The organism is Planococcus sp. TJ-301 (assembly GCF_058268475.1).
This window is the reverse complement of record NZ_JBZDOH010000001.1, coordinates 1,564,009-1,586,727: the sequence shown is the minus strand read 5'-3', so window position 1 is coordinate 1,586,727 and position 22,719 is coordinate 1,564,009. Positions and strand designations below refer to the sequence as shown.

The following is a 22,719-nucleotide window of genomic DNA, read 5'->3' as shown; positions in this document are numbered from 1 at the left end:
TTTATAGTATATACGCACTTAAGTTTCGACATCCGAAATAAATACATTAGCATATTCTTCTGAATTGTCTAACATGTTATTATTTTAACCAGCGGTAAAATTCTGACAATTACAGGAGGTCACATCCATGAGTAAAAGCAAATGGGCATCAGTCATTTCAGCCAGTGCGTTGGCACTGTCTTTATTAACACCAGCAGCAACAGCTGCACCAGTAGAAACGGTTCCGTCAACAGTTGATTGGAACAGTGCAAAATACGGGAACAAAATTGATATCGACCAGCAATTGAACAAATTGACATTGGATCCAGAATTCCAAAAAGAAGCAGATAAAAAGATTAAAGCGCAGGCAGGCGCTCTTGATAATGCATCAACTAATGGCGCAGAAACAGCGGCCGGCAGCACATTCACAGAAAATCACGGGACGAAAAAATTCCTTAACCGGAACTTGAAATTCAAGGATTTCACGCTTCGCAGCATCGGCGACAATGTAGAAATCTGGGTAGCGAATGATTTGAAATATGGACCAAACAACCCGAAACCGGCTGACGTGGTAACACAGGCTCAAGTCGACAAATTGCGCGCCGAGTTTGACAGCAATATCTATCCGAAAGCAACTGAGTTTTTCGGAACACCGGATACGTTGGACGGCTCAAACGCGACTGTTCCTGGCATGGTTGGACTTCCTGATAACTATTACGAAGGGTCAGACAAAGTGATCATGCTTGTCGACAACGTGCAGGACGAAGGCTGGAACAATCCATCGTACCCATTCTTCGTAGCTGGATTCTTCTGGCAGACGCTTGAAAACTATACAGACCGCAACATCATCACAATCGACACAAACTCATGGGCGACTCGTTTGGAGAACACGTTCTTCGCAACGACAATCCATGAATTGCAGCATTTGATCCAAGCCGACAACGACGGTTCGGAAGAAACTTGGTTGAACGAAGGGATGTCCACATTCTCTGAATTCCTTGGCGGATACGGCCACGGCGAAGGTTCGATTAACTTCTACTTGGATCATCCTGAAAACTCGCTTGTAAATTGGGATGAGCACGGAACAGCAAAAACTGGTCCTGAAACAATTGCAGATTATGGACAGACTTACTTGTTCACGCTTTATATGTACGATAAATTCGGCAAAGAGTTCATCCGTGAACTAGCGGTTGACGGCACAAGCCAAGGCATGCCAAGCGTCAATGAAACATTGAAGCGCTACGGCTCTGACAAAACATTCACGGAAGTTTACCAAGACTTCATGGCGGCTTTGGCGTTGGACAACTCTGACGTAAGCAGCGACTACAACTTCGACAGCATCAACTTGCGTGAATTGCCAGTTGGTACGAATGGCGACGTGCGCGGCAAAACTGTCGACTTCGAAAAAGCGAAAACATTTGAAAAAGAAGGCGTTCCGGCTTGGGGCGGTGACTTTAAAGAATTCAACTTCGGCACAGACGTGCGCGGCATGGAATTTGATGGAGTCGATTTCCTTCCATTGCAATGGCAGACAACTGCTAATCCATTAGACGCTTCTGAGCAGGTATTGCACGCAAACAACGGCGACGAAGCGGATCAGGCATTGATTTTTGGTGCAACAGTTCCAACGGACAACGCGACGTTGACGTTCGATCATTATTACGACATTGAAGAACAGTGGGATTATGCGGCAGTACAAGTATCTACTGACAACGGCGAAACTTGGACTTCATTGGCGAATGAAAACACACGCAGCGATGTAGTGGAAGAAGGCTATCCGAAAATCAAAGAAAATGTACCTGGCTTCACTGGCCACAAGTTAAATTGGTCAACTGAAACATTCGACCTTTCAGCTTATGCAGGGCAAGACGTCTTGGTTTCATTCCGCAACTTGACGGACTGGGGCTATAACGATAAGGGCTGGTTCATCAAGAATGTTCAATTGGGTGATTTCTCGGCTGATGGTACTTCAGTTGAACCGTTCCAATCTCTTGGCCAATTGAAAGGTGAATACGTAGACTTCACAACTACATTCATCCAAACGAAGAAAAATGGACAGCAGCGCGTAGTCAATGTTGATCCATTCAACGTAACGGACAAAGAAGCATTGGATCTTCAACAAGTGCTTCGCGAAGGCAACGTGAAAATGATCACTTCTTACGCGGCAGCTGAAGGCCAAAAAGAAGCGAAAGAATTCACTTACGAAGTTCTTTACAAATCAAATAAAAACAAAGCTAAAGGCAAGAAGTAAGAAGCAAGCGGACCTCGGTCCGCTTTTTCTTTTGCCTTCAATTGCGGTATGATAGGGGAGTGAAATAATACAGGATGGAAGGAAGATCGCATTGTCAAAAAAATTGGATGCATTTTTAAATGAAAACCTGGGCGAATTAAAAGAACAGGGATTATACAACGAAATTGACCCGGTTGAAGGACCGAATGGCGCGATTATCAAGGTTCGCGGCAAAGATTTAATCAACCTGTCTTCTAACAACTATTTAGGCTTAGCCACAAACGAAGATTTAAAAAAACTGGCGAAAGACGCGATCGACAAATACGGAGTCGGTGCAGGTGCTGTCCGCACAATTAACGGCACACTCGATATCCACGTGAAATTGGAAGAAAAGCTGGCTGAGTTCAAAGGGACTGAAGCCGCGATTTCATTCCAATCAGGCTTTAACTGCAATATGGCGGCGATTTCAGGGGTTATGGACAAAAATGACGTGATTCTTTCCGACCAGCTGAACCACGCATCAATCATCGATGGCTGCCGCTTGTCGCGTGCAAAAATCATCGCGTTCAAGCATTCAGACATGGAAGACCTTCGCCAAAAAGCGAAAGAAGCGACTGAATCCGGCTTGTACAATAAAGTGATGGTCATCACGGATGGCGTATTCTCCATGGACGGCGACATCGCGAAGCTTCCTGAAATTGTGGAAATCGCGAAAGAATTTGACTTGATCACGTACGTCGACGACGCGCACGGTTCAGGCGTCACTGGCAAAGGCAAAGGCACCGTGAAGCATTTCGGCCTTGAAAAAGAAGTGGATCTGCAGATGGGTACGCTGTCGAAAGCGGTCGGCGTTGTCGGCGGCTATGTAGCCGGCAAACAAAACCTCATCGATTGGCTGAAAGTCCGCGCACGCCCGTTCTTGTTCTCGACGGCTGTTCCACCGGGCGATGTAGCAGCGATTATCGGCGCATTGCAAATGATCATGGATTCTACGGAATTGCATGACAAGCTATGGGACAACGGCGATTACTTGAAAAAAGGCTTGAAAGAGCTGGGCTTCAATATCGGCGATTCAGAAACACCGATTACGCCATGCATCATCGGCGACGAAAAATTGACGCAGCATTTCTCGAAGCGTTTATTTGAAGAAGGCGTTTACGCAAAATCGATCGTCTTCCCGACGGTTCCAAAAGGCACTGGACGCGTACGCAATATGCCAACTGCGGCGCACACGAAAGAAATGCTCGATGACGCCATTGCGACTTACGAAAAAGTCGGCAAAGAACTTGGTGTTATTAATTAAAAATGCGAAAAACCCACGGAGCTGTGTAATCAGCTTCGTGGGTTTTCATTTTATATATCTATAGTTTACTGTTCGTAAATGAAGAAATACGATCCGGACAGGAGAAATACTGTCCGCAAACCTTTATTTACTGTCCGCCGTAGCTGAAATACGATCCATTCCTGATTTCTGCGCTTCAAAATAAGCCGCGGCAAAGACTTTCGCCGCTATCGCCATTGCGCCTTCATTGAAATCGAAGTTTTCGTGGTGGTGTGGAAACCTTAAGGCATCATCCGCCATCTTTGCGCCGACAAAGAAAAACGCGCCGGGAACCTTTTGCGTGTAATAAGCGAAATCCTCGACCGGCATGATCGGGTCGATCTCCACCAGCGCATCCTCGCCAACGGTTTTGCGGGCAGCGGCGCGCACCATATCCATCGCTTCAGAATGGTTCCACAGAGAGTCGTAGCCGGCTTCGAGCACCACTTCTGCAGTTGCGCCCATCGCTCGCGCAACGTTCTCCGCTATCGACGTCAGACGCTCTCTGGCAAGCTGCCGCAGTTCTGGATTGAATACGCGGATGGTGCCTTCGAGCACCGCTTCGCTTGGGATGACGTTGTCCGCTTCGCCGGCATGGAATTTGCCGACAGTTACCACGAGTTCCTGCAGGGGATCTGCATTGCGGCTGACAATCGATTGCAGCGCAATCATGACGTGGCTCGCGGCCAGAATCGGGTCAACGCCAAGCTGTGGTTCAGCACCGTGGCTGCCTGAGCCGCGGATTATGATTTTGAAGGTATCTTCTGCAGCCTGTAAAAAACCGTCGCGCACAAAAATCTTGCCGTATTCCATGCTGCTTTGGACATGTGCACCGAAAATAAGGTCGACACCGTCGAGGCAGCCATCTGCAATCATGGCGCGGGAGCCACCGGGCGGCGTTTCTTCGCCGAATTGATGGATCAGCACAATGGTGCCGGGCAGTTCATCTTTGATGGCGGCCATCGCTTTCGCAAAGCCGAGCAGGGCGGCGGTATGGCCATCGTGGCCGCAGGCGTGCATGACGCCGGGAACCGTCGATTTATACGGAGCATCTTTCTTATCGTCAATTGGCAGTGCATCAAAATCAGCGCGGAACGCAATCGTCTTGCCGGGCTTGCCGCCACGGATCTTGCCAACCACCCCGCGGCCACCGACGCCTCGGCGCACTTCCACGCCAAGCGCTTGGAGCTGCCTCGCAATAAATTCAGGTGTTTCGACTTCTAGATGGGACAATTCCGGGTGCATATGCAGATGGCGGCGGGTTGCCGTCATTTCTTCCTGTAACGCATCAATCGCTTCGTAAATTCCAGTTTTCATGGTGCCACTCCTCATCACATAATATCTTCAGTATACTGCCCACAAGCCTGTGGCTTCAAATAAAGGAGAATAAAAAACAATTGCAAAGCATATTTATCCATAAAAAAACACGCTGCCGAATGGGCAGCGTGTTTTCAAATTGCATCTGTGTTGGAAATCAAGCTAAGGAATTGCTGGGTGCGAGCTTCTTTCGGGTGGCTGAAAATGTCTTCCGGCTTGCCGCGTTCAACAATCACGCCGCCGTCCATAAACAGGACTTCATCCGCCACGCCGCGTGCGAAACGCATCTCGTGGGTAACGACGACCATCGTCATGCCTTCAGCCGCCAAGTCTTTCATGACTTGCAGGACTTCGCCGACCAATTCAGGGTCAAGCGCTGAAGTCGGTTCGTCGAATAACATCACTTTCGGTTCAAGCGCAAGCGCGCGGGCAATGCCGACGCGCTGTTGCTGGCCACCTGATAATTGGAAAGGGTATTCGTCCGCTTTGTCTGCAAGCCCGACTTTCTCGAGCAATGCCTGCGCCTTTTTGCGCGCTTGTGCTTTGTCGATCCCTTGGACGATGACCGGTCCTTCCATGACATTTTCAAGTGCAGTCATGTGGGGGAACAGGTTGTAATGCTGAAAGACCATCGCAGACTGCTTGCGGAACGCGTTCACTTGCTTTTTCGGAACGGGCTTTGAAAAATCCACTGTCTGTTCGTCGATTGTGATGACGCCTTCGGACGGAACTTCCAAGATATTCAGACAGCGAAGAAACGTCGTCTTGCCGGAACCGGAAGGGCCGATGACAACAACCGCCTGGCCTTTTTCGACCGTCAAATCGATGCCTTTCAGCACTTCCAGCTTGCCGAATTTCTTATGCAAATCAGTAATCGAAATCATATTTTGCTCCTTACTGCATGGTGTGCTTTATTAGCGGGAAACGTAACGGTCGAATCGATTTTCCAGCCTGCCTTGCCCGAGGGACAAAATGAAGCAGACCAGCCAATAAATCAATGCCGCCTGCCCGTATAAAAGCAGGAATTCGTAATTGGTCGCAGCGATCTGCTGTGCCACACGGAACATTTCCGTCACGAGAATCAGCGATGCCAACGAAGTGTCCTTGATCAGGCTGATGAACGTGTTCGAAAGGGGCGGAATCGATACCCGCGCTGCCTGCGGTAAAATAACGCGGCGCAGCGATTGGGCGTAACTCATGCCGATTGTGTTCGCCGCTTCCCACTGGCCTTTTGGAATGGACAGGATTGCTGCGCGGATCACTTCGGACGCATAAGCGCCGACATTCAGCGAGAAACCGATAATGGCTGCCGGAAACGGGTCAATAACCACGCCGATCGTCGGCAAGCCGTAAAACAGGATGAACAATTGGACCAATAAAGGCGTGCCGCGGATAATCGAAACGTAAACGCGGGCAATCACCTGAAAAATCTTAACTGTCGAAATGCGGGCGAGCGCCGTCAGCACGGCAATGGCAAGCCCCAGTACGAAGGCGATGAACGACAGTGGAATCGTATACTGAATCATCCCTTCAATCAACGGAAGCCAGGAAGACTGGGAGATGTCCATCAGCCGCTCGAGGCGAACCGGATCTGTAAAAATACTATTCAAGTACATTTTCGCCGAACCATTTGTTCGAGATTTCTTCGTACGTGCCGTCTTCGATCATTTCCGCCAACGCTTTGTTAACTTCTTCGATCATCGGGCCGCTGCCTTTACGGAACAACAAGGCGCTTTGCGCTGCATCGTCCGCTTCGTCAACGATTTCGATATTGGCTTCAGGGCGTTGCTTCAAGAAATCCAAGACAGTCAAGTTATCGTTCACAGTTGCATCGACACGGCCGGAGTTCAGCAATTCGATTGCTTGGTTGAATCCTTCAACGCCTTCAATTTCTGCGCCAAACGATTTAGCTGTTTCCGCGTAATTACTTGTTAATGACTGGGCGGACAATTTGCCTTCCAAGTCTTCAAATGCTTGGATTTCTGAATCTTTCGGTACGACTAGTACAGCAGTTGAAGTGATGTATGGATCTGAGAATTCGTAGCTTTCCTGACGTTCAGGGTTGATGCCGACTTGGTTTGCGACCATATCAAAGCGTTCTGCGTCAAGGCCAGCAAACATAGCATCCCATTGCGTTTCCAAAAATTCAGCTTCGACGCCTAAGCGGCTCGCCACTTCTTCAGCGATTTCAACATCGAATCCGGTCAATTTGCCGGTTTCATCGTGGAAAGTGAAAGGAGGGTAAGTTCCTTCCGTACCGATCGTCAATGTTCCTTCTTCCTGTACTTTCGCCAACAAATCTTCTTCTGCGCTTTCGGATCCGCCGCTAGTTGAATCCGGTGCAGCTGTGTTGCTGCCGCAAGCTGCCAATAACAACACGGCGCCGATTAATGCCAATAAACCCAATGTGAACTTCTTCATAAATAATCCCCTCGATTTCTTATATTTTTTCGCTGAAAACTTTTTTCTAACATAAAGCCGCTTTGCCGCAAGATTGAAAATATATATACCGAGCGGAATACTAGGTTTTAAGATGAAAAAAAAGTTTTCAACAATTTTGGTCCAATGATTGGAGCCGACTTTATTAAGTGCTGACTTATTATAGCACCATTAAAGCGCATTTTTCAACAACATCAACCTGCAAGTTCGAAGTAGTTGAAATGCGTTAGGCATTGTATTTTTAAAGAGAACAATTTATAATGGCTTCATAGAGAAGCTTATAGAAACAGCAAAAACAGTACGAATAATGTGTTTTTACAGAGGACAATTGTTTTATTCGAAAGGAGTGCTATTGATGGAACGTATAATGATTACTGGTGCACTGGGACAGATTGGATCGGAATTGACGGAAAAGCTGCGCGGAATCTACGGTGCGGACAACGTATTGGCCACAGATATCCGGGAAACTGGCGATCAAAGCGGGCCGTTCAGCGTCTTGGACGTGACGGATGCCCAAAAAATGCACGATTTGGCAAAAGACTTCGGAGCCGACACGATGATGCACATGGCGGCGTTATTGTCTGCGACTGCGGAAGAAAAACCGCTGCTTGCGTGGAACTTGAATATGGGCGGTTTAGTCAACGCCCTTGAAGCATCGCGCGAACTGGGCATGCAATTCTTCACGCCGAGCTCGATCGGCGCGTTCGGACCTTCCACACCAAAGAACAATACGCCGCAAGACACGCTGCAGCGCCCGACGACGATGTACGGCGTCAACAAAGTGGCTGGCGAATTATTATGCGATTATTATTTCCAGAAATTCGGCATCGATACGCGCGGCGTTCGCTTTCCTGGATTGGTGTCCTACGTGGCACAACCAGGCGGCGGCACGACGGATTACGCAGTGGACATCTATTATAAGGCGATCGAAGAACAACGTTACACTTCTTATATCGCTGAAGGCACTTACATGGACATGATGTATATGCCTGATGCGCTGCAGGCGATCGTCGATTTAATGGAAGCAGACCCGGCAAAACTTATCCACCGCAACGCATTTAACGTGACAGCGATGAGCTTTGAGCCCGGGCAGATTGCAGCATCGATCCGCAAGCACATTCCTGAATTCCAGATGTCTTACGACGTCGATCCGGTGCGCCAGGCAATTGCCGACAGCTGGCCGGACAGCATCGACGCTTCAGCAGCGAAAAACGAATGGGGCTTTAAAACGCAGTATGACCTGGATGCGATGACATCGGATATGCTGGAGAAACTTAAAAAAAAGTTAGCACACGTCTAAATAACGGCAAATAAAAAAGCTGGAAGCGAAATTTCGCTTCCAGCTTTTTCGTTTTATTAGAAGAGAAGATGTGCAACACCAGCAACGATCGGCAAAGCGATGACCGTGCGCAATACGAAGATGACAATCAGATCGATAATGTTGACTGGAATCTTCGAACCAAGAAGCAATCCGCCCACTTCGGACATGTAGATCAACTGAGTGACCGACATAGTAGCAACGACAAAACGAGTCATTTCAGATTCCAATCCGGCACCGAGAATAGCAGGCAAGAACATGTCAGCAAAGCCGACAACCATCAATTGCGCAGCTTCTTCAGCTTGCGGAATGCCCAATAGGTTCAAGTAAGGGACGAACGGCATTCCCAAAATCGAGAAGACCGGTGTGTATTCCGCTAAGATCAAAGCAATTGTACCAAATGCCATGACGACGGGAGCAACCCCAATCCACATGTCCAAGACATTTTTGAAGCCGTCTTTGAAGAATTCTTTGACGGATTTGTTTTCCGAAGCTTTCGTCAAAGCATTTTCAATACCATGGGAAGTGACGCTCTGGCCTTCAGGAACATCTTCGGAAATCGTTTCCTGAGGATCGCCATTCATGAAAGTAGTCGGTTTTTGCGCCAATGGGAAAATACGCGGCATGATCAATGCAAGGATGACGCCCGCTAAAATAACGGTCCCGTAATAAGGGAGGAAGTATTGGCCCAAGCCCACTTCTTCAATTACTACGATGGCGAACGTGATCGATACTACTGAGAACGTCGTCCCGATGATTGCAGCTTCACGCTGCGTGTATTTGTTTTGAATGTATTGCGAGTTTGTCAATAACACTCCGATTGTACCGTCGCCGACCCATGAAGCTAGTGCATCGATGGACGAACGTCCAGGCAACCGGAACAGCGGGCGCATGATTTTGGACATTATCGTGCCGAAGAATTCAAGTAAACCGAAATTCATCAATAGGGGCAGGAATAAACCCGCAAATAAGAAAATCGTGAACAAGAATGACAGCAAGCCAGTGCTCGACAACAGCAATCCGCCAGTGTTTTCGCTCCATATCGCTTCCGGTCCAAGATTGAACATGACCATAACAGCGAACGCAGCACCGAGGATGCGCACGATTGTCCAGAAAAGATTAACATTGAATAATCTATCAAAAAATGAAACCTTGTGGCCTTCTTTGACTTTTCTCGTAATCATCACGAGAGAGCCGATTGCCGCTATGAGCAAAATTCCTGTCATGATCCATGCAACAACCGGTTCGATCAATCCAGCCATCCAGTTTGCCAGCACAGCGATAGTGACCGACCAACCGTCTTCTGTGGGCACAGGAACGATGAAGAGCAATACGCCCAGCAATGAAGGTATTAAGAATAATAGCCAGGTCGAAGTTGAAAATTTTTTCACGAATAAACCCCTTTTCCTTGTGCATTAAAACACATGATTAATGGTAATTATACAGCGTCTCCCCTTAGTGAAACGCTTTCATACCAATGTTTATATTATCTGATAAGAGACAGAAAAAACACCCCCTTTTTCAAAAAGAAAAAGAGGGTGTTTTCGTTAGAATGATTTTTCGAAATCTTCGTGCCAGCGGTAATTATAAAATCGTTCTTTGGTCAGCCAATTTTCCGCATCTGTGTCGCCTTGAGATAATTTCAATTCCATCTCTTCAAGCATCCAGGCAGTTTGGGAAATGTGTGCTTTCATGGCGTTCATTTTTTGGTCTCGAACCGCCGTTACATCGTGAATGATGTCGGGATGGCCAAGAACTTCGAGTGTTTCATTAGCAAAAGCGACGCAATGCAGCTTCGGCCGGTCTTTCATGCGGCGGACCGCACGGACGACTGCACGCGCTGTTGCTTCGTGGTCGGGGTGGACAGATAAGTTTGGATAAAATGTGATGATCAGGGAAGGATTCAATTCCTCGATCAGATCGGCCATCATTTTGACCATTTTTTCGTCATCTTCGAATTCAACTGTTTTGTCGCGCAATCCCATCATGCGCAAATCAGTAAGTCCCATCGCTTGGGCAGAGCCGAGCAATTCCTTTTTACGGACATTCGGCAAAGATTCACGGGTTGCGAAAGGCGGATTGCCTAAATTGCGGCCCATCTCACCAAGCGTCAAACAGGCGTATGTAACCGAAGTCCCTTGCAGAATATGAGTGACGATCGTTCCTGAAACGCCGAACGCTTCATCGTCCGGGTGAGGGAAGACGACCAATACTTGACGTTCTTTTTCAATTGCCATCTTGTTTTCCCCCTTAATAACTGAACGGTGTTTCGCTGATTTGCAGCGCAACCGCCAGTTTTCCTGCTCCGTCATGGCCGGCTAACAGCAGGCGCCCCTGCTCGTCCAATTCATAATGGGTGATGCCTTGCGCGTATACCCAACCGTGCGGCAATTTTAAGCCGACCCGGTGCGGGCTGTCGCCAACTACTTTACCAAGCTCATAATTGATGACTACATTTCGGATAAAGGCGCCGGCATTAAAAAATCCTTCATTGAAATGAGTTGCGTATGAACCATTGGTTGTTTCCAAATGCAGATAGACATCTTTTTTTGCGAACGCATCAAGTTCTACTTGCAGTTTCTTAACTTCGACTAATTCCATTGTTTTCACTCCTCATGCAATCCGTATTCTTTCAGTATAGGGAAAATCGCAAAAGAATGCGATTAGGATGATTTACGAACATGAAAATAATGTTATTATATGGAAAAGAGAATCTTCGGACTTATTTGAAAGTGCGCAAAAGGGTGGAATGCATGAAATTAATGATCAAATTTATCTTTTCCGTGCTTGGCATTGTGCTGATCAGCGGCTTTCCGGTGCTGATCGGCGGGTTGGTGGCCGGGGAACTGCGGCTCGCGGAATATGCTGCCGCGTTGGAAGCGGTGCTGCGCGGGATTTGGCCGCTGCAGGAATTTACAGTGCTGAATTTAAGGACGAATAGGGAAATCCCGCTGTTCCCGACGATTGCCGATTACATCACCTATTCATTGGAACTTTTGTTCTTGGCGTTCGCGGTGGCAATTTTCTTCGCCATCACATTCACGGTGCTGACGATGCTGCTGAAAGAAAAGGGTCGGCACCGTATCAAAATGGCGTTGTATTTCCTTGAATCGCTGCCGGATCTTTTGGTGATCATGCTGGCCCAGCTTGTTGTCATTGCCATCTATCTGCAGACTAATGTGTTGATTTCCAAAATCGCCGTCGTCCAAGGTGAACACATTTATTGGCTGCCGGTACTGTGCCTGGCGTTATTGCCGATGATCCAATTATATCGTTTGTGCATGCTGACGTTTCAGGACGAAGAGCGGAAGATGTACATCGAACTTGCGCGTTCGCTCGGCTTTTCCAAAGTGTTCGTCATTTGGGTGCACATGTTCCGCAATGCGATCATCAGCGTCTTTTTCCAATCGAAGAAGACCATCTGGTTCATGTTGTCGAATTTGTTTGTGCTGGAATTGATGTTCAACATTCCAGGTATCATGCTGTTTATGAAGGATAATATTTCTCCTCAAGTGTTCCTGGTCTCTATTTTCAGCTTTTTCCTTCCAATTTTTTTGCTGTACAGCATCGGCGAATGGCTTGTGCTGCGGCATCTGCGCGGAAAGGAGGCGATTTAAATGTGGAAACAGCCTTATTTTCTAGCAGGATTCGCCATTCTTGCTTTTTTTCTGGGCGGAAGTTTTATTTATGAATGGCTATGGGGCAATGTGCCGAAACAGATTTTTTTCGTGACGGAAAACGGCAGAACGGTGGAAGGCCCGCCGATTTCCCCAAAATGGGAGTTCCCGTTGGGTACGGATCAGTATGGCTATGATTTATGGGGCAAATTGATGATCGGCGGCAAGTATACGATACTGGCTGCGCTGGCGATTGCCGCATTGCGCATGCTTATCGCAGTGCCGCTCGGCTATATCATGGCGACGTATTTGCAGCGCCATCGCCCGTGGATCGGGGGCTTGGCTGATTCGCTGCATTATATTCCACTGACGCTTTTTGCGGCATACATTCTTTATCCGGTTCTGTGGATGCCGCTCGGAGGATTCACCAATAGCATTTGGGAAAGAATCGCCATCCAGGTATTCCTAATGGCATTGCTGACAATGCCGATTGTCGCTGTCTTGATCGGCAATGAAGCTGCATTGCTCTACCGCCAGGAATACGTAACGGCGGCACGGGTGCTCGGAGCAAGGGAACCGCGGATCATCCACAAGCACCTGTATCCGCAGATGCGGGAGAAATTGGCGGTGTTGTATGGCCAGCAAGTGATTGAAACATTCATTATTCTGGCCCATTTAAGCTTGCTGAACTTATTTTTGGGCGGCACGAAGATAAGCTACGATCCGATGTTCGGCGATCCGCCGATGTCGATTTCGTTCGAATGGTCCGGCTTGTTTGGTTCGACCTTCCGCTATCTACACGGCTCGCCATGGCTCCCGCTGTTTCCGGTGTTGTTCATCGCTTTGTCGATTTTGGCGGTCACGCTGATGCTCGAAGGCTATTTGCGTTCGAAAGACCTTCAAGCTCCTAAAAGCAGCTCGTTATTGGCAGCGGATGAAGGGGTGGTCGACTGGAACCGCGAACAATTGCACAGCCGAATGGTGCTCCTGAAAAATTCTGAAACACCAAAAAACCCTCACAAGTTGTGAGGGTTTTTTTATTCTGGATAAGAGGATAGATGACATTAAAAAAAACTGCCCCGAAAGCCGTTTTCACAGCATTCGGGACAGCATTATTGATGAGGATTAGATTTTTTCCATTTGCACTTCAGGTGTTTCTTCGAATTTATTCGCCGCACCGTGCATAACCGGACCAACGTATTCGTTGAGCTTCCAGCCGTTGGCGATAGCTGCTGAAACGAATTTCTTCGCGTTCAGGACAGCATCTTCAACTTCTTGCCCGTTTGCCAGATTGGCAGTGATCGCCGCTGCGAACGTGCAGCCAGCGCCGTGGTTGTAAGTTGTTTCGGTTTTCTCTGATGTCAGCAAGTAATGCGTTTTACCATCGAAAAGCAGATCAGCCGCTTTTTCATGCTTTAATTGCTTGCCGCCTTTGATGACAACATATTCCGCGCCGTGTGCATGGATTTTTTCTGCTGCTTCTTTCAAATCGTCAACGGTTTTCAGGATGCCGACGCCAGACAGTTCGCCAGCTTCCACAAGGTTTGGCGTTACGACTTTCGCGTGCGGCAGCAAGTATTTGATCATGGCGTCGACATTTTCAGGGAATAGGACTTCCGCTTCGCCTTTGCACGCCATGACCGGATCGATAACCACGTCGCGGATGCCGGATTCAGCGATTGCTTCGCCCGCCATTTTGATGATTTCGACCGTCGGCAGCATGCCCGTTTTCAACGCATCGATGCCTGTAGAAAAAGCCGTGTCCAATTGCGCTTGCAGCGTATCAACTGCGATCGGATGGATGCCGTGGCTCCAGCCATTGTTCGGGTCCATTGTCACAATGACGGTAAGCGCGTTCATACCGTATGTGCCGTGTTCTTGGAAAGTTTTCAAATCAGCTTGTATACCAGCGCCTCCGGAAGTGTCCGAGCCGGCGATTGTTAAAGTTTTTTTCAAAGCCATTCAATTTTATCCCCTTTATAAGTAATATGTTATGTTTCTTCATTTTATCAAAAATCAGTGTATTTACAATGGATTGGACTTGTGCGGCATGAGGAGCAGAACAGTAGTGGCCGCGCACACCAGGAAAAATGCCCCTGCGAAAAAACCGGCCATCCAGCTGCCGCTTTTGAAAAGACCAAATGCCACGATCAATGTTAGAATGGAAACAGCGAGGACAGCGAAGCCCAGGCATCCCAGGCCAAGCCGTTTGGCGCTTTCAGGCGCGCTGTTTCCTTTAGTTTTGGAAACGGATTTTATTTTTTCCCGCCAATCGGCCATGTGAATCGCCCCTTTGCTCCATCGTATCACGGGGGCTCATTGATTTGAATACAAGAAAGAGGGATAGACAGTGGCAAATGATTCGAAATTGAAAGAGATTGAGCGTTTATTGCAAGAAGTGAAAGGCAAAGAAGATTCAAATCCATCCGGATTCTGGAAATCAGCGAAGGTAGTGGCAGGCGTTTTCCGCAAAACGTTCATGGTGTTGGCAGTGTTGCTGTTGTTGTTATTCATTGCATTGCCGCTGGGCGCCTTCTGGATGTTGAATGGCAGTACGTTCACGGAAGAAAAAGGCGCGTTCCTTGAGCGCATCCAGGATTTAAATGAATTATCGACAGCGGAAGCGTTCTCGAAAGCCATCATCGAACGCCAGGACAACGCCGTATTCGGCCAGGAAATCGGCTTGGAGCTGCCAGGGACGAAACGCCAATTGCTGGTGATCATCCCGGGATCGGTCAAAGCAGGCATCGATTTTTCAGAAGTGACGGAAGATGACATCGAAGTGGATGAAGAAGCGAAAACGGCGACATTGATGTTGCCGAAAGCGGATTTCCTAGGTGGACCGGAATTATTCATGGACCAAGTGGAAGTCTATTCGTATGAAGGGCTGTTCCGCGACAAAGCGGATATTTCAGAAGCTTACGAGCTGGCGGAAGAAGCGCAAAAGCTGATTCTTGAAGAAGCAGAAGGCCAAGGGGTGCTTGAGCGGGCAGAAGAGAACGGAGCACGCTCGGTGCAGGAAATGTTCCAGCTGGTTGGCTATGACGTGACAGTTGAGTTCAAAGACTGAGGAGGGCCAAGCAATGCCGAAAGAGATTTTTCATAATGATTGGCAAGAAGTGATTGGCGACGAATTCGCCAAACCGTATTATTTGAAGCTGCGGGAATTTCTGAAGCATGAATATGAACACGGGCCTGTGTATCCGGACAAACAAGATATTTGGAATGCATTCGAGCATACGGCCTTTCAAGACGTCAAAGTCGTCATCTTGGGACAGGATCCCTACCACGGGCCGAACCAGGCGCACGGCTTGAGTTTTTCGGTGCAGCCGGGCATCCCGCATCCGCCGAGTTTGCGCAATATGTTCAAGGAATTGAAAGAGGATTTGGGCTGCGCTATTCCAAAAGACGGAACGCTGACGAAATGGGCGGACCAAGGCGTCATGATGCTCAATACCGTGCTAACGGTGAGACAAGGCCAAGCGCATTCACACCGCGGCCAGGGCTGGGAACAATTCACGGATGAAGTCATCCGGAAATTATCCGCCCGCGAAGAATCGGTGATTTTTGTATTATGGGGACGGCCGGCCCAGCAGAAAAAGCAATTCATCAATTTGGAACGCCACGCAATCATCGAAGCGCCGCATCCGAGCCCGCTCAGTGCAAGCCGCGGATTTTTCGGCAGCCGGCCATATTCGCAAGTGAATCAATTGCTCGAGAAGCGCGGAGAAGCGCCGATTGATTTCTGCCTAGCCTGACGAAGCTGCAAAATGCATGGTAATATAAGAAAGATTGTAAATCGAAAGGGGGACTTGGCATGGCAATTGATGCCGCCCGTATTTTAAGCGAGATTGAAAAACACACGGCATTGGCGCGCAAATCGAATCCCTCAAAAATGCGCGAATCCATCGCGGCCATCCGTGCGCTTTGCGATTTGCTGCTCGATGACGACCGTCCGGCAGCCGAAAAGCCGCAGGCAATCCCGCTCGCGTCTCCTCAGGTGCAAACCGTGTCTTCTGTCAATAAATTAAAAGAAGACGATGCAAACGGAGATTCACTGTTTGAATTTTAATTGGAAAGAGGAATGAAACCATGAAATTTTTCTTAATCGCAGGAGCGCTCAATGCGTTGTTGTCAGTCGGGTTCGGCGCATTCGGCGCACATTTGCTCGAAGGCCGCGTTGCCGATAAATACTTGGATACATGGCAGACTGCCGTGCAATATCAAATGTTCCACGCCATCGGCTTGATGGTTGTTGCCATCTTGATGAGTTCTTCGCTGCTTGGGCCGCTTGGTTCATTAAACTGGGCAGGCTATTTAATGCTTGCCGGAATCGTCATTTTTTCAGGCAGCTTGTATGTGCTGAGCTTGACTGGCATCAGCATACTCGGCGCGATCACGCCAATCGGCGGCGTCGCGTTCATCGCTGGCTGGATTATGCTGATCATCGCGGCTGCCAAAGCGTTGTAATCGTTTTTAAAGGGAGCCTCCGCGCATGCGGGGGCTTTTTTCATTTATGGAGCAGGAACTTATGCCAAAAGGTTATTCTCCCAGCATACGTTTCAGTTTTACGGGATCATCAACGGCTAGCGCGATATGCGTGACCCTTTTCGTTCAACCGACTAAGGTTCTTTGAAGCTCCAGCTCGGCAAAATCCGGGGGCGATGAAAAGGATTCTGAAAAATTCATTGGGGACAGTAAAAGGAGCATGCGGACAGTATTTTGTGCCTTCCGGACAGTATTTCACCAATCTCGGACAGTATTTGCTGCCACGCGGACAGTAAAGCCGCCGAACCGACGCCAAATAGAAAAAACCGCCCGTGGGCGGTTTCAATCAATCAATTAAACTTCCAGGAATTTAGCGGTGCGTTCTGCGTCTAAGCGAGTGCCGACGTAGAATGAACCGAATTCAGCGTAGCGCGCGCTGACTTCGTCAAAGCGCATTTCATAGATCAATTTTTTGAATTGGAGAACGTCGTCTGCAAAGAGCGTAACGCCCCATTCGTAGTCGTCAAAGCCGACAGAGCCGGAAATGATCTGTTTTACTTTGCCTGCGTAGCTGCGGCCGATTTTGCCGTGTGACAACATTAATTCTTTGCGCTCGTCCATCGGCAACATGTACCAGTTGTCATTGCCTTCGCGGCGTTTGTCCATCGGATAGAAGCAAATGTACTGCGAACGCTGAAGCTCAGGGTACAAGCGTGCGCGGACATGCGGGTTCTGGTAAGGATCTTCGTCTGATTTTCCAGCCAGATAGTTGGAAAGTTCGACAACAGAAACGTACGAATAAGCAGGGACTGTGTAAGCGTTCAACGTTAATTTATTGAATTCCGTTTCCAGTTCGTGCAATTCGTCCATCGTTTCACGCAAAAGCATCAGCATGAAGTCGGCTTTTTGGCCAACTACTGAATACAACGCGTGTGCGCCCGTTTTATTCGTATCGGCTGTGTTGACTTTGTCCATGAACGCTTGGAACTCGTCGATGGCAAATTGGCGCTCGGCGTCGTCCAGCATTTTCCACGTAACCCAATCCATCGTGCGGAAGTCATGGAGGACGTACCAGCCGTCTAATGTAATAGCTGCTTCATTCATTTATCAAACACTCCTTTAATCTGAATCTCACAGAATCAGTTTATCATAACCGCCTGGCTAGTACCTCCAAAAGAAATGACTGTCACTAATTTGACAAGGGCGGAACGGGTTTTCAGTGGCCGTTATCTCGGGTACACTTAGGAGAGCGATTGTGATGAAAGAGGAGATAGCAAGATGGAAACATTTATGGAAGAAACAAAATGGCGTTTTTGGGATCAGTCCCTGAGCGCCAGAAAACGATCCGCGCTGGAGTCATTCGCGGCAGACGACCTATTGTGCGAGCTCGTCGGTTCAGGGAAAAGCCCGTCCGCAATCCGTACGTGGGTGCATGACGATACGGTTGTGCTGGGCATCCAGGACCACCGGCTGCCGCATATCGGAGCGGGCATGGAATTTTTGGAAGAGCGCGGCTATCAGCCCATCGTGCGCAATTCGGGAGGGCTTGCCGTCGTCTTGGATTCGGGAGTGCTGAACATTTCGCTCGTGCTGTCCGAAAAAGACAACGCGATCGATATTCCGGCTGGCTATGACATGATGGTCGAACTCGTACAGGCTTTGTTCCCGGAAGCGCCGATTGAAGCGTATGAAATCTTCGGCTCTTATTGCCCAGGTTCGTATGACTTGAGCATCGGCGGACGAAAATTCGCCGGGATTTCCCAACGCCGCATCCGCCGCGGCATCGCGGTCCAGGTGTACTTGTGCATCGAAGGGTCTGGCGCAGAGCGTGCGGACTTGATCCGTGGATTTTACGAGGCAGGATTGCAAGGGGAGAAGACGAAAGCGGTCTACCCGGACATCGATCCGACCGTGATGGCGTCGCTCAGCGAACTCCTTGGGAAACCCTTGACGGTACAGGAAGTCGTGCTTGATCTTCACGGATTGCTCGGTTCACCGGCCCCTCAGCCGCTGATGCCCGAAGAGACGGAGCTTTACGGTTTTTACTTGAACCGAGTCGTTGAACGCAACCGAAAAATGCTGTCGCCAGACCTTGAATGACTAGGACCGGCTCGTGTAAAATAACAATTACGCAGAAAAAGTGGAGGTGCGGCCGTGGGCTATGCAAATCAGAAGTTAGCGGAAGAAAAAGTATTCAAAGATCCGGTTCACCGGTACATATACGTGCGCGACCAAGTCATCTGGGATCTGATCAATTCGCGGGAATTCCAACGTTTGCGGCGCATCAAGCAGCTCGGCACCTCTTATCTGGTGTTTCACGGAGCTGAACACAGCCGCTTCAGCCATTCACTCGGCGTCTATGAGATTGTCCGACGGATTTCAGACGATATGTTCCACGGACGCCCTGAATGGGATGAAAGCGAGCGGCTCGTTGTGCTATGCGCAGCGCTGCTCCATGATCTTGGCCACGGACCGTTTTCCCATTCGTTCGAAAAGGTGTTCCATGTCGACCACGAGAACTTCACCCGTGAAATTCTGCTCGGCGACACGGAAGTCCATCAAATTCTACTGAAAGTCGGTGCTGATTTTCCGAAGAAAGTTGCTGAAGTCATCGCCAAAACGTATTCCAATAAACAAGTGGTGTCGTTGATTTCCAGCCAGATCGACGCCGACCGCATGGATTACCTGCAGCGTGACGCCTATTATACCGGCGTTTCGTACGGCCATTTTGACATGGAGCGGATCCTCCGCGTCATGCGCCCGCTCGAAGACCAAGTGGTCATCAAAGCAAGCGGCATGCATGCGGTCGAAGATTACATCATGAGCCGCTACCAAATGTATTGGCAAGTGTATTTCCATCCGGTGGCGCGCAGCGCAGAAGTTATTTTGCGGAAAATCCTGCAGCGTGCCAAAGAATTGCATGACAGCGGCTACGAATTTGCGCAGCCGCCGACCCATTTCGCAGCATTCTTCGACCGTTCATTCACATTGAAAGATTATTTGGCGCTCGATGAAGGCGTCATGATGACCTATTTCCAATTATGGATGACCGAACGCGACCCGATCCTTTCGGATATGAGCGATCGTTTCGTCAACCGACGGCTTTTCCAATACGTCGATTTCGATCCGGGCAAAGATTACCGAAAGCTCGGCGAACTCGCCGGCTTGTTCAAAAAAGCGGGCATCGATCCCGATTATTACCTGGTGGATGACTCCACGTCGGACCTGCCTTACGATTTCTACCGCCCCGGCGAAGAAGGGGAGCGCTTGCCGATCCACTTGTTGATGCCAAACGGCGACATCAAAGAATTGTCGCGCTTGTCTCAGATTGTCGAAGCGATCTCCGGCAAACGGCGTACTGACTATAAATTATATTTCCCTGCCGAATTGCTGGTGGACGGCAAGAAAAAAGCCATCAAGCAGCAAATCGTGGAAATGCTTAAAGAAGGAGGGGTATAGTTGCTCCAGGAACATGCAAAAATTGTGGATTTCATTGCCACTGCTGAAGGAATCACCGGACGCAAAAAAATGCAGAAAATGATTTATATCTTAAAGAAGCTGGGTGTGCCATTCCAGGAAAAATACGAATTCCACATTTATGGACCGTATTCCGAAGAACTGACAGCTCGTGTAGAGGAATTATGCGACATGGGGTTTTTGTCGGAGGAGCGCGAAGACAAAGGTTCATACGTTCAATATAAATACGCGGTGACCAAAGAAGGTTCGGACTTCCGCGGAACGCTGAAAGAGTCAATTTTGGATTCACCGGAAGTCGCAGGAAAACTGAACGGCAAAAGCAGCCGTTTCCTTGAACTCACTGCGACACTCTTGTATTTTGACCACATGGAACGCGAAGAACAGGTTGAGAAACTTCACATCGTCAAAGCGAAATTGAATTTCACAAGGGACGAAATTCAAGAAGCTTACGGCTTTATAGAGGAATTAAGGCAATAAAAAAACTCCCATAAAGGGAGTTTTTTCGTATAACTTAGCGGATGTCCGATTTTTAGATGTCGCTAAACAATTTCCCTTTGACACCGTAATCGGTTTTCTTCATGTCTTCGATGAAGACAGTGACGTTTTCGATCGGTGCGCCGGTTGTTTCTGAAACGGCTTGGCTGACTTTTTCAACCAGAGCGCGTTTTTGGTCTTCTGTGCGGCCTTCGAGCATTTTGACAGTTACGTATGGCATAATGGATACAGCTCCTTTTTTTATAAGCTTCGGCATTTTGGCGAAGCTCTTGTGAAGATACTTTTATCATATCAGAACGGAGGAAATAGACACATGGCAAATGAAGAAAAACCAAAACAAAAAGTAGGATTCACCATTATAAAAAACGATCCGACCGACGGCCATAAAGGCTACGGCATCGGTTCCTTGTCATTGGAAAATGTTTCCCCGCTATTTATCGACATCGAAGAAGGCGAAGCATTTATTGACATCGGCGCGATGCATGCACGCAGCCAAGTCGAGCGAGGCATCAAGTTCACGGTCAACCGCGAAGACTCGGAAGGCGGAAAGCCATATTGGCTCGTCTGGATCACCATCGACTTTAATCCGGCAGGCCCTTATTACGCAGGCGTCACAGCGTGTGAGATGGTCGTCAACCGGGAAAAACGCCGCGGCTACAAGATGTTGGCGGAGCACGTCAATTTGATGGACAAGTCAATGAAGCGCAAAATTGTTGTCAACCAAATGGATGAAGCTTCTAAGCGAGTGCTGGCTGATTATTTGAAGAGCCACAACCCAGAAATGTGGGAGCGCAGCAGCGAACAATTGCATCAGGATTTAAATGGGTAAATAAGGTAATTTATTGACTGAATTGTGACATTTGTAATTGCTTTACACAGGCAGTTGAAGTTGGGAAAGAAAGGCAGTACACTATAACTACAGCTTTTGAATAGAAAGCTAGGACACCTGAAGTGCGAGCAAGTGCCGTGAGCCATTGCGAGAAAACCCAAGCCCAATGCCTCATGTCTCTTTCTCCGCATCATCAGGATAAAAAGGTTTTCTGTGAAGGGAAAAATTCCCTCTGCAGAAAACCTTTTTATTTTGTGTGTAGAGCTAAGCGCAGCGGGTAAAGGACATTGTACAAAAAAATATTGCACTTTTGCCGAAAAGACTTATACTTTTTTAAGGAGTTTTAAATTGATCGAAAAGGAGTTTGATTATAGATGGCAGGATTTTGGTACACAGAAAAACAAACCGAGAACTTCGGAATTACGATGAAAATCAATAAAACGCTTCACACCGAACAAACGGATTTCCAATACTTGGAGATGGCAGAAACGGCTGAATGGGGCAATATGCTCTTCCTTGACGGCATGGTCATGACATCTGAAAAAGACGAATTCGTTTATCACGAAATGGTGGCGCACGTTCCATTGTTCACTCATCCAAACCCGGAGAATGTTTTGGTTGTGGGCGGAGGCGACGGCGGAGTAATCCGTGAAGTGCTGAAGCACCCTTCTGTAAAAAAAGCGACGCTTGTCGACATTGACGGCAAAGTGATCGAGTACTCGAAAAAATTCTTGCCTTCAATCGCATCCGGCCTTGAAGACGCGCGCGTTGACGTAATTGTCGGAGACGGTTTCATGCACATCGCTGAATCCCAAAACAAATACGACGTCATCATGGTCGATTCTACTGAGCCTGTAGGGCCCGCAGTAAACCTTTTCACAAAAGGCTTCTACGCAGGGATTTCCAGAGCGCTGAAAGAAGACGGCATTTTCGTCGCACAGTCGGACAACCCATGGTTCAAAGCCGATTTGATCGAACAAGTCCAAAAAGACGTGAAAGAGATTTTCCCGATCACGAATCTGTATTTGGCGAACATCCCGACTTACCCGAGCGGTTTGTGGGCGTTCACGATCGGTTCGAAAAAATACAATCCGCTGGAAGTGCCAGCTGAGCGTTTCCACGACATCGAAACGAAGTATTACACGAAAGAATTGCACAGCGCTGCATTCGTTTTGCCGAAATTCGTGAAAGACTTAGTAGGTAAATAAG

The 22,719-nt window shown here is 48.4% G+C and carries 25 protein-coding genes; 14 read left to right on the top strand and 11 right to left on the bottom strand.

Translation table 11 applies throughout. The features are described 5' to 3' along the window. The first annotated feature begins 127 nt into the window (after positions 1-127). On the top strand, positions 128-2,230 hold the full coding sequence (locus AC4EHJ_RS07825; RefSeq protein ID WP_490974998.1) for a peptidase M6: 2,103 nt from the start codon (positions 128-130) through the stop codon (positions 2,228-2,230). 91 nt (positions 2,231-2,321) lie between these two features. After that, positions 2,322-3,512 carry a glycine C-acetyltransferase gene (locus AC4EHJ_RS07820; RefSeq protein WP_490974997.1) on the top strand — a complete coding sequence of 397 codons (1,191 nt, stop codon included), beginning with the start codon at positions 2,322-2,324 and terminating at the stop codon, positions 3,510-3,512. Between the two features lie 123 nt (positions 3,513-3,635). On the opposite strand, the gene AC4EHJ_RS07815 is transcribed toward AC4EHJ_RS07820, so the two are convergent. The 4 genes from AC4EHJ_RS07815 to AC4EHJ_RS07800 all read right to left on the bottom strand — a co-directional run bounded on the left by AC4EHJ_RS07815 (position 3,636) and on the right by AC4EHJ_RS07800 (position 7,268). After that, entirely contained in the window at positions 3,636-4,847 is a 1,212-nt protein-coding gene (locus AC4EHJ_RS07815; protein ID WP_490974996.1) for a M20 metallopeptidase family protein, read from the bottom strand. Between the two features lie 134 nt (positions 4,848-4,981). Beyond that, positions 4,982-5,731, bottom strand: a complete 750-nt coding sequence (locus tag AC4EHJ_RS07810) for an amino acid ABC transporter ATP-binding protein (RefSeq protein ID WP_490974995.1) — start codon at positions 5,729-5,731, stop codon at positions 4,982-4,984. A gap of 30 nt (positions 5,732-5,761) precedes the next feature. Further along, positions 5,762-6,463 carry an amino acid ABC transporter permease gene (locus tag AC4EHJ_RS07805; RefSeq protein WP_490974994.1) on the bottom strand — a complete coding sequence of 234 codons (702 nt, stop codon included), beginning with the start codon at positions 6,461-6,463 and terminating at the stop codon, positions 5,762-5,764. After that, positions 6,450-7,268 (bottom strand): amino acid ABC transporter substrate-binding protein, encoded by an 819-nt coding sequence (locus tag AC4EHJ_RS07800; protein WP_490974993.1) that lies wholly within the window; start codon positions 7,266-7,268, stop codon positions 6,450-6,452. The genes AC4EHJ_RS07805 and AC4EHJ_RS07800 overlap by 14 nt, the downstream gene beginning before the upstream one ends. 373 nt (positions 7,269-7,641) lie before the next feature. Between AC4EHJ_RS07800 and AC4EHJ_RS07795 the strand changes: the two genes are divergently transcribed. After that, positions 7,642-8,586, top strand: a complete 945-nt coding sequence (locus AC4EHJ_RS07795) for an L-threonine 3-dehydrogenase (protein WP_490974992.1) — start codon at positions 7,642-7,644, stop codon at positions 8,584-8,586. A 56-nt stretch (positions 8,587-8,642) separates the two neighbouring features. Here the strand turns inward: AC4EHJ_RS07795 and AC4EHJ_RS07790 are convergent, their stop codons facing one another. From AC4EHJ_RS07790 to AC4EHJ_RS07780, 3 genes are all read right to left on the bottom strand, one after another. Further along, positions 8,643-9,995: a YjiH family protein gene (locus AC4EHJ_RS07790; RefSeq protein ID WP_490974991.1), complete on the bottom strand. Its 1,353-nt coding sequence runs from the start codon at positions 9,993-9,995 to the stop codon at positions 8,643-8,645. Positions 9,996-10,151: 156 nt separating this feature from the next. Beyond that, on the bottom strand, positions 10,152-10,841 hold the full coding sequence (gene bshB2 / locus AC4EHJ_RS07785) for a bacillithiol biosynthesis deacetylase BshB2 (protein ID WP_490974990.1): 690 nt from the start codon (positions 10,839-10,841) through the stop codon (positions 10,152-10,154). A 13-nt stretch (positions 10,842-10,854) separates the two neighbouring features. Continuing rightward, positions 10,855-11,205, bottom strand: a complete 351-nt coding sequence (locus AC4EHJ_RS07780; RefSeq protein WP_490974989.1) for a YojF family protein — start codon at positions 11,203-11,205, stop codon at positions 10,855-10,857. 152 nt (positions 11,206-11,357) lie between these two features. Between AC4EHJ_RS07780 and AC4EHJ_RS07775 the strand changes: the two genes are divergently transcribed. Both AC4EHJ_RS07775 and AC4EHJ_RS07770 read left to right on the top strand, forming a co-directional pair. After that, on the top strand, positions 11,358-12,221 hold the full coding sequence (locus tag AC4EHJ_RS07775; protein ID WP_490974988.1) for an ABC transporter permease subunit: 864 nt from the start codon (positions 11,358-11,360) through the stop codon (positions 12,219-12,221). Then, a complete protein-coding gene (locus AC4EHJ_RS07770; RefSeq protein WP_490974987.1) occupies positions 12,222-13,250 on the top strand; it encodes an ABC transporter permease in 1,029 nt (342 codons plus the stop codon). A gap of 96 nt (positions 13,251-13,346) precedes the next feature. Here the strand turns inward: AC4EHJ_RS07770 and thiD are convergent, their stop codons facing one another. Together thiD and AC4EHJ_RS07760 are read right to left on the bottom strand one after the other, a co-directional pair. Continuing rightward, positions 13,347-14,183 carry a bifunctional hydroxymethylpyrimidine kinase/phosphomethylpyrimidine kinase gene (gene thiD / locus AC4EHJ_RS07765; RefSeq protein ID WP_490974986.1) on the bottom strand — a complete coding sequence of 279 codons (837 nt, stop codon included), beginning with the start codon at positions 14,181-14,183 and terminating at the stop codon, positions 13,347-13,349. A gap of 63 nt (positions 14,184-14,246) precedes the next feature. After that, complete coding sequence (locus AC4EHJ_RS07760; RefSeq protein ID WP_490974985.1) at positions 14,247-14,501, bottom strand: hypothetical protein; 255 nt, start codon at positions 14,499-14,501, stop codon at positions 14,247-14,249. A gap of 70 nt (positions 14,502-14,571) precedes the next feature. Here AC4EHJ_RS07760 and AC4EHJ_RS07755 point away from each other — a divergent pair, with 70 nt between their 5' ends. From AC4EHJ_RS07755 to AC4EHJ_RS07740, 4 genes are read left to right on the top strand one after another with little or no spacing between them, the layout of a single operon-like run. Further along, positions 14,572-15,291, top strand: a complete 720-nt coding sequence (locus tag AC4EHJ_RS07755) for a DUF4230 domain-containing protein (protein WP_490974984.1) — start codon at positions 14,572-14,574, stop codon at positions 15,289-15,291. 13 nt (positions 15,292-15,304) lie between these two features. Then, positions 15,305-15,979, top strand: a complete 675-nt coding sequence (locus tag AC4EHJ_RS07750; RefSeq protein ID WP_490974983.1) for a uracil-DNA glycosylase — start codon at positions 15,305-15,307, stop codon at positions 15,977-15,979. A 59-nt stretch (positions 15,980-16,038) separates the two neighbouring features. After that, positions 16,039-16,293, top strand: coding sequence for a DUF5327 family protein (locus AC4EHJ_RS07745; protein ID WP_490974982.1), 255 nt, complete (start codon positions 16,039-16,041; stop codon positions 16,291-16,293). 20 nt (positions 16,294-16,313) lie between these two features. Beyond that, a complete protein-coding gene (locus AC4EHJ_RS07740) occupies positions 16,314-16,691 on the top strand; it encodes a DUF423 domain-containing protein (RefSeq protein ID WP_490974981.1) in 378 nt (125 codons plus the stop codon). Positions 16,692-17,063: 372 nt separating this feature from the next. On the opposite strand, the gene hemQ is transcribed toward AC4EHJ_RS07740, so the two are convergent. Beyond that, the gene (gene hemQ, locus AC4EHJ_RS07735; protein WP_490974980.1) at positions 17,064-17,813 is read right to left on the bottom strand and encodes a hydrogen peroxide-dependent heme synthase; all 750 of its coding nucleotides are present in this window, start codon (positions 17,811-17,813) and stop codon (positions 17,064-17,066) included. 174 nt (positions 17,814-17,987) lie between these two features. Here hemQ and AC4EHJ_RS07730 point away from each other — a divergent pair, with 174 nt between their 5' ends. Genes AC4EHJ_RS07730 through AC4EHJ_RS07720 form a run of 3 tightly spaced genes read left to right on the top strand, consistent with a single transcriptional unit; the run spans position 17,988 to position 20,663 of the window. Next, entirely contained in the window at positions 17,988-18,809 is an 822-nt protein-coding gene (locus AC4EHJ_RS07730) for a lipoate--protein ligase family protein (protein WP_490974979.1), read from the top strand. Between the two features lie 54 nt (positions 18,810-18,863). Then, complete coding sequence (locus AC4EHJ_RS07725; RefSeq protein WP_490974978.1) at positions 18,864-20,168, top strand: HD domain-containing protein; 1,305 nt, start codon at positions 18,864-18,866, stop codon at positions 20,166-20,168. Continuing rightward, complete coding sequence (locus AC4EHJ_RS07720; RefSeq protein WP_490974977.1) at positions 20,169-20,663, top strand: YwgA family protein; 495 nt, start codon at positions 20,169-20,171, stop codon at positions 20,661-20,663. It begins immediately after the preceding gene. A 52-nt stretch (positions 20,664-20,715) separates the two neighbouring features. Here AC4EHJ_RS07720 and thmT read toward each other — a convergent pair whose 3' ends face one another. Continuing rightward, positions 20,716-20,901, bottom strand: a complete 186-nt coding sequence (gene thmT, locus AC4EHJ_RS07715; protein ID WP_135500829.1) for a 2-hydroxymuconate tautomerase — start codon at positions 20,899-20,901, stop codon at positions 20,716-20,718. Between the two features lie 93 nt (positions 20,902-20,994). Here thmT and AC4EHJ_RS07710 point away from each other — a divergent pair, with 93 nt between their 5' ends. Both AC4EHJ_RS07710 and speE read left to right on the top strand, forming a co-directional pair. Beyond that, complete coding sequence (locus AC4EHJ_RS07710; protein WP_490974976.1) at positions 20,995-21,510, top strand: YwhD family protein; 516 nt, start codon at positions 20,995-20,997, stop codon at positions 21,508-21,510. 374 nt (positions 21,511-21,884) lie between these two features. Then, on the top strand, positions 21,885-22,718 hold the full coding sequence (gene speE / locus AC4EHJ_RS07705) for a spermidine synthase (protein ID WP_490974975.1): 834 nt from the start codon (positions 21,885-21,887) through the stop codon (positions 22,716-22,718). Position 22,719: the final 1 nt, after the last annotated feature.